This window comes from uncultured Caldilinea sp., assembly GCF_937128415.1.
In the GTDB taxonomy this organism is placed as follows: Bacteria; Chloroflexota; Anaerolineae; order Caldilineales; family Caldilineaceae; genus Caldilinea.
This window is the reverse complement of record NZ_CAKZMJ010000028.1, coordinates 1-6690: the sequence shown is the minus strand read 5'-3', so window position 1 is coordinate 6690 and position 6690 is coordinate 1. Positions and strand designations below refer to the sequence as shown.

6 protein-coding genes and 1 pseudogene are annotated in these 6690 nt (G+C 64.1%); 5 read left to right on the top strand and 2 right to left on the bottom strand.

Annotation, left to right across the window (positions count from 1 at the left end; all coding sequences use genetic code 11):
• The 5 genes from argF to Q0367_RS04705 form a co-directional block, all read left to right on the top strand.
• On the top strand, positions 1–788 hold a 788-nt coding region (gene argF, locus Q0367_RS04725; protein ID WP_298981112.1), incomplete at its 5' end, for an ornithine carbamoyltransferase.
• Positions 789–794: 6 nt separating this feature from the next.
• The gene (gene cdaA, locus Q0367_RS04720; protein WP_297638249.1) at positions 795–1577 is read left to right on the top strand and encodes a diadenylate cyclase CdaA; all 783 of its coding nucleotides are present in this window, start codon (positions 795–797) and stop codon (positions 1575–1577) included.
• A 102-nt stretch (positions 1578–1679) separates the two neighbouring features.
• Positions 1680–3131: a YbbR-like domain-containing protein gene (locus Q0367_RS04715; protein WP_297638252.1), complete on the top strand. Its 1452-nt coding sequence runs from the start codon at positions 1680–1682 to the stop codon at positions 3129–3131.
• A 46-nt stretch (positions 3132–3177) separates the two neighbouring features.
• Positions 3178–4551 (top strand): ribosome biogenesis GTPase Der, encoded by a 1374-nt coding sequence (gene der / locus Q0367_RS04710; RefSeq protein ID WP_297638255.1) that lies wholly within the window; start codon positions 3178–3180, stop codon positions 4549–4551.
• A 17-nt stretch (positions 4552–4568) separates the two neighbouring features.
• On the top strand, positions 4569–5513 hold the full coding sequence (locus tag Q0367_RS04705) for a M28 family peptidase (RefSeq protein WP_298981111.1): 945 nt from the start codon (positions 4569–4571) through the stop codon (positions 5511–5513).
• A 41-nt stretch (positions 5514–5554) separates the two neighbouring features.
• Here Q0367_RS04705 and metW read toward each other — a convergent pair whose 3' ends face one another.
• A complete protein-coding gene (gene metW, locus Q0367_RS04700; RefSeq protein WP_298981110.1) occupies positions 5555–6202 on the bottom strand; it encodes a methionine biosynthesis protein MetW in 648 nt (215 codons plus the stop codon).
• Positions 6199–6690 (bottom strand): annotated as a pseudogene (gene metX / locus Q0367_RS04695) (homoserine O-acetyltransferase); the annotation flags it as partial. The pseudogene metX and the gene metW, both read right to left, overlap by 4 nt.

Below are 6690 nucleotides of genomic sequence, written 5' to 3'. Positions count from 1 at the left end.
TGGCGTTGCTCTTTCAAAAGCCGAGCCTGCGCACGCGCGTCAGCTTCGAGATGGGTATGGTGCAGTTGGGCGGCTACGCCTTCTATCTCAGCCCTCAGGAAGTCGGGCTGGGGCAACGAGAGAGCATCGCCGACGTCGCACGCGTGTTGAGCGGCTACTGCGACGGCATCATGGCGCGCGTCTTCGACCACAGTCACATCGTTCAGCTGGCGCAATGGGCCACCGTGCCGGTGATCAATGGGCTGAGCGACTTCAGCCATCCCTGCCAGGCGCTCGCCGACGTCTTCACCATCTGGGAACGGTTAGGAAAACTCGAAGGGTTGACGCTCGCCTTCGTCGGCGACGGCAGCAACAACGTTGCGGCCAGCCTGATCATGGCGGCGGGCAAGGTCGGCATGAATGTGCGCATTATTTCCCCCAAAGGATATGCGCCGGACCCCAGGGTCGTGGCCGAGTCGAACGCCGACGTTATGGTCACCGAAGACCTGGACGGCGTGGCGGGCGTCGACGTGCTCTACACCGATGTGTGGACGAGCATGGGGCAGGAGAGCGAGCGCGAGGAGCGCCTGCGCGTCTTTCCGCCCTACCAGGTCAATCGCGATCTGGTGGCGCGCACCGGCAACAACGACGTCTTGGTCATGCATTGTCTGCCTGCACATCGCGGGGAAGAAATTACAGACGCGGTCGCCGACGGCCCCAACAGCGTGCTCTTTCCACAGGCGCACAACCGGCTGCATGCGCAGAAGGCGCTGTTGGCGCATCTGCTCGGCAACATTCCTTTGAAATAGGATTGTATGACGGACGTTTTCGCCTCCCTCAGTCGACTTTCTTCATGGCAGAGCCTGCTCGACGTCGCCCTGGTGACGCTGATCTTCTACGGCATCTTCCGGCTCTTTCGCGGCACGCGGGCGGTGCAGCTTGTGCGCGGGGTGTTGCTCTTCATCATCATTTTCGCCATCCTGGGGCAGACCATTGACCTGCCGGCTTTCAACTGGTTGATGCGCACCACCGCGCCGATGGTGCTCTTCGCCATTCCGGTGATCTTTCAGCCGGAGCTGCGCCGCGCCCTGGAACGCATTGGGCGCTCCGCGCCGTTATGGATGCGGCGCGGGGATACGAGCGAGGTGCAGAGCCTGATCGCAGAGTTCGTCAAGTCGGTCGAATGGCTCTCCCAGCGGCGTCACGGCGCTTTGATCGTCTTTGAGGGCGTCACCGGCCTGGCCGAGATCGTCGATAGCGGGGTGTTGTTGGATGCGGAAGTGTCGTCCGAACTGCTGAACACGATCTTTTACCCGAACACCCCTTTGCACGATGGGGCAGTGGTGGTGCGCCGCGATCGGCTGCTGGCCGCCTCCTGTGTGTTGCCTTTGACGGATCGCGAGCTGGCCGACACGCAGATGGGCACGCGACATCGGGCGGCCATCGGCGTCACAGAGCAGTCCGACGCATTGGTGATCGTCGTCTCCGAAGAAACGGGGCGCATCTCCGTAGCGCGCAACGGCCGCATCGTGCGGGTCGACAGCAATCGCCTGCGCAGCATCTTGAGCGACTATTACTCAAACACGCTTACGGACTGAGGCGCCGGAACGCTTGGGGCGTCGATATGGATGAGGGGACGCCTTCCCTTGGCTCTGACAGGCTGGAGACCCAGCGCTTGCAGAGAAACAGGTGCGCAGAGAATGACAGAGCAAAAACCGACGCATGGACACAGCCATGCGCCCGAGCAAGTTGCAGAGCAACAGCGGCAGGCAGCCGCATTCCCAGGAGCCGGCGCGCCTGCATCCGTGCGCACGCGACGCCGCCCCTCATTCCATATCGCCGACCTTGGGACGTTGTTTGTTTCAGCGCTGCTGGCCATCGTAGTCTGGCTGATCGCCATCAACCAGGAGAACCCCCTGATCGTCCAACAGTTCGACACGCCCATCCCTCTGACGGTTGTCGGCCTGGGCGAAGGGCTGGAGCTGGTGCAAGACCTGAGTGGGGAGACGGTGATTCTCGAGCTGCGAGCCCCGCGCTCGTCTTGGAACACCATGCGCGCCAGCGACTTTCGCGCCGTGTTGGACCTGACCGGCCTGGGGGTCGGCGAACACAATGTCAGCGTTCGCGTCACGCGCAGAGACCCGCAGGTGACGGTGTTGGAGGTGCATCGACCGGAGTACACCGTCACCATCGACCGCCGCGCCGAGAAAGAAGTCCCCGTCCAGGTGGAGATCATGGACAGCGCCGCCTTTGGGTATGACTGGCAGTCGCCGATCTATACGCCGATGACGGTGACCGTGCGCGGTCCGGCGTCCCAGGTTGAACAGGTGGTGCGCGCCCGCGCTGAAGTCTTCCTGCGCGGGGCGAAAAGTCAGGTGGAGCGCACGCTGCCGCTCGTGCCTGTGGACGCCCAGAACCGTCCGGTCGAACGCGTCGAGGTGGCTGCGCCGGGCAAGGTGCAGGTCGTCGTGCCGGTGGAGCAATGGCCAGGCCGCAAGGAGGTGGCGGTGCGCGTGAAGTTGACCGGCTCGCCCGCGCCCGGCTACCGCCTCAGCGCCGTGCGCGCCGAGCCTTCCACGGTCGTCCTGCAGGGCGATCCCGACCTTCTTGCCCAGGTGCCCGGCTTTGTGGAGACCGAACCGCTCGACCTCACCGGCGCAACCGCCGACGTGCGCAAACGGGTCTCCTTGCTCCTTCCCGAAGGCGTCACCTCGTTCGACGGCGACTTCGTGATGGCGACCGCCGGCATCTCTCCGATCGTGGGCGGCCTCACCGTCTCCGAGCCGCTGATCGTGCGCGGCCTGGGGCCGGGGTTGATCGCCGAGCCCGCGCTGAGTGAAGTGGACGTCATCCTGAGCGGCCCGATCCCCTTGTTGGAATCGATGAACGAAGATGACGTCTTTGCCATCCTCGACCTGACCGGGTTGGTGCCCGGCACGCACATTGTCGAGCCCGTGATCGTCGTCCCGAACGGCATCGAGCGCAACGCCGTCATCCCGGAGACCGTCGAGGTCACCATCAAAGCGCAAAACGCGGAAAGCGGCGCCGGCGCGCCGCAAATTCCAAACGTGGAGGCGACGGCGACCTCCGCCATTGCGTCGCCGACGCCTGCGTCAGTTCAGCCGTCGCCCGCCGCCACGCCGACGCCGTGAGCCATCATAGGCGCAGACGGCTCTGGATCGATCGGAAAGGAAACGCATGCGAGACCGCAAACCCGTCGTTGCTCTGGTTGGACGCCCCAATGTGGGCAAATCGACGTTATTCAATCGTCTGATCGGTCGACCGGTGGCGATCGTGGAAGACGAACCCGGCACGACGCGCGATCGCATCTACGGCGAAAGCGACTGGAACGGGGTCGGCTTCATCGTGATCGACACCGGCGGTTTGGAGGCGCCTGAAGCGATGCGCGCCGGCCGCAGCGAAGCGCAGACTGCCGCCTCATCGGATTCGCTCATCGCCTCCGTCCAGAATCAGGCGCAGCTCGCCATCGACGAGGCCGACGCCATCATCATGATCGTCGATGGCCGCAGCGGTCTGACCGCCACCGATGAAGAGATTGCCGCCGTCCTGCGCCACAGCAACAAGCCGGTCTTTCTGGCCGTCAACAAAGCCGAAAGTCAGCAGGTTCGCCAGAACGCCGTCGAATTCTGGGCGCTCGGGCTGGGCGAACCCTACCCGATCAGCGCCTATCACGGCGAGGGCGTCGCCGACCTGCTCGACGAGGTGGTGAAGGTGTTGCCCGCCTACCCTGCGGAGGAAGAGGAGCAAGAGACGATCGGCGTCGCCATCGTCGGCAGACCGAACGTCGGCAAGAGCAGTTTGCTCAATGCGTTGGTCGGTCAGGAGCGCTCGATCGTCAGCGAAACGCCCGGCACCACGCGCGACCCGATCGACATGGAGATCACCTGCGAGGGGCAGCGCATCACCCTGATCGACACCGCCGGCATTCGCCGCCGCGGTCGCATCGAGCAGGGCATCGAACAGTACAGCGTGCTGCGCAGCATGCGCGCCATCGACCGCGCCGACGTCGCCCTGCTGCTGATCGACGCACAGGAGGGCGTCACGGCGCAGGATGCGCATATCGCCGGCTATGTGCTGGAGCGCTACAAAAGCGTTGTGGTCGTCATCAACAAATGGGACGCGGTCGAAAAAGACAGCCACACCATGGTCGAATACACCAACGCCGTGCGCGAGCAGCTCAATTTCATGCCCTACGTGCCCGTGCTCTTCATCAGCGCCAAGACCCGCCAGCGGGTCCACACCGTGCTGCCGACGGCGCTGCGCGTCGCTGCGGCGCGGCGCCATCGCCTGTCCACCAGCGAGGTCAACCAGATTCTTTCCGAGGCCTACGATTCGACTCAAATTCCGGTGCGCCAGGGGCGCGCGCTGCGCATCTATTACGGCTCCCAGGTCGGCAACGATCCACCCACCTTCGTCATTTTCGTCAACGATAAGGACCTCGTTCACTTCTCTTACGAGCGCTATCTGGAAAATCGCATCCGCGCCTACTATCCCTTCGAGGGAACGCCTATCAAGCTGATTTTCCGCTCGCGCGAGCGCAACGCCGGATAGCTCGGTCAAACCTGCCCATGCAACGACTGCGCGCCTACTCCATCGAGCTGGTCTTGATCACCGCCCTGCTGGCGGCAATCGGCTTTTTCGGCTACCTTGCCTACGGTTTGCTGCGTCCGGACGTCGTCAACGAAGCCTTTTCCGGCGAAAAAGCGCTTGCCCACGTAGCCCGTCAGCTCGAATTCGGCCCGCGCGTCACCGGCACGGAGGCCAGCCTGCGCATGGGCGACTGGCTGGTGGAGCAGCTGCGCATGTTTGGATGGGATGTCGTGATTCAGCCGTTCACCATCAACGAGCAAATCCAGGGCCGCAATATCATCGCCGTGCGCAGCCCTGCCTCGCGGCCCGGCGCGCCCGTGATCCTTCTGGCGACGCCTTACGACACCCGCCTGGCCGCCGACGCTGACCCTGACCCTGCGCAACGTCAACGGCCCACGCCAGGCGCCAACGCCGGCGCCTCCGGCGCGGCGATCCTGCTAGAACTGGCGCGCACGCTCGATCTCGAAAGCGCTCAGCACACCGTCTGTCTCGCCTTTTTCGACGCCGAAAGCAACGCCGGACTGCCAGGATGGGACGGCCACATCGGCAGTCAGCTTTTTGTGGAAAGTTTGCCGAACAGCGTGCCGCGCTGCGCCTCCCCTCGCTACGTTGTCGGCGTAGAGCAGGCGGGCGCCGTCGCTCAGCGCTTCTTCCGCAACGACGGCGCAGATGAGTCGCTGAGCCGCGCCATCTGGCGCGTCGCCGCCGATCTGCAACTCGGCGCCCGCTTCCCCGATCAAACGCGCACGACGCCGACCACCGCTACGTTTGCCTTCGCCAGCGTCGGCGTTCCTACGGCGGACCTGATCGGCGCCGATTACCCCTACCGCGCCACGCTCGCCGACACGCTGGACAAGATCAGCGCAGAGACCCTGGGCGCCGTCGGGCTTGTGCTGGAGACATGGCTGGAGCGCCGACCGTAGAGGAAGATTCGGCGGCTCGGGCGCGAAGGCGAAACGCTTCGCTATCGGGGATGAACCTTCTGCAGCGTAAAGACCGCCGTCGTCGAAAGCAGATTCTTGAAGCGTCCGGTGCGAATGCGAGCGCCGCGGTTCAAATAGATCTGCTGGTCGATGAACACCCCGATCTGGCGACAAAAGCGCGCAAAATCGGTCACAGTGAAGGGCTGACGCCGCGGGCTTTCATACCATTGCTGCGGCAGATCGACGGCGACCGGCATGCGTCCGGTGAAGAGCAGCTCCAGCCGGCAGCGCCAATGTCCCCAGTTGGAGAAGCTGACGATGGCGATGCGCCCCACGCGCAGCATCTCGTTCAAAATCATCGCCGGGTCGTCGAGGAACGGCAGCGTTTGGCTGAGGATGACGGCGTCGAAGCTCTGATCCGGATAGTCGGCCAGCCCTTCCTGTAGATTGCCCTGGCGCACGCTCAACCCGCGGCGCACGCACGCCAGCACGCCGCTTTCGCTCAGCTCTATGCCGCGGCCTTTCACCTGTTTGTGGTCGCGCAGATACTCGAGCAGCGCGCCGTCGCCGCAGCCGAGATCAAGCACGCGCCAGCCCGGCTTCACCAGGTCGGCGATGGCGAGCAAGTCGGGGCGCAGGGGCGTCTGTTTTGTCTCCTCGGCGGAGACAGTCTGGACTTGCGCGCTCATGCGAGGGTTTCAGCCAGTTGTGTGCGCAGCCGTGCGTCGGGCGACGTAGAAAGCAGGCGGTTGCGCGGCGTGTAGCCGACCGGTGGGGCCACCTGCTCCTCGCGCACGAGTCGGTCGAGAAAGCTGCCGACCAGGTGGGTCATGGTGTCAACCTCGAGCAGGAAGGCGTCGTGCCCCCAACTGCTCTTGACGTCCAGATAGGTGACGTCGGCGCCGACGGCCGTGAGCGCGCTGACCAGCTCCTTGCTGTGGTAGCTGGGATAGAGCCAGTCGCTGGTGAAGCTGATCACCAAAAACTTGATGTGCGTGGCGTTGGCGAACGCCGCCGCCAGCGAGCCGGTCGGCTGCGCCAGGTCGAAGTAGTCCATCGCTTTGGTGATGTACAGATAGCTGTTGGCGTCGAAGCGTCGCGTGAATTTGTGGCCGTTGTACTTCAGATAGCTCTCGACCTCGAACTCGGTCTCGAACTCATAGCCGTATTTTTCCAG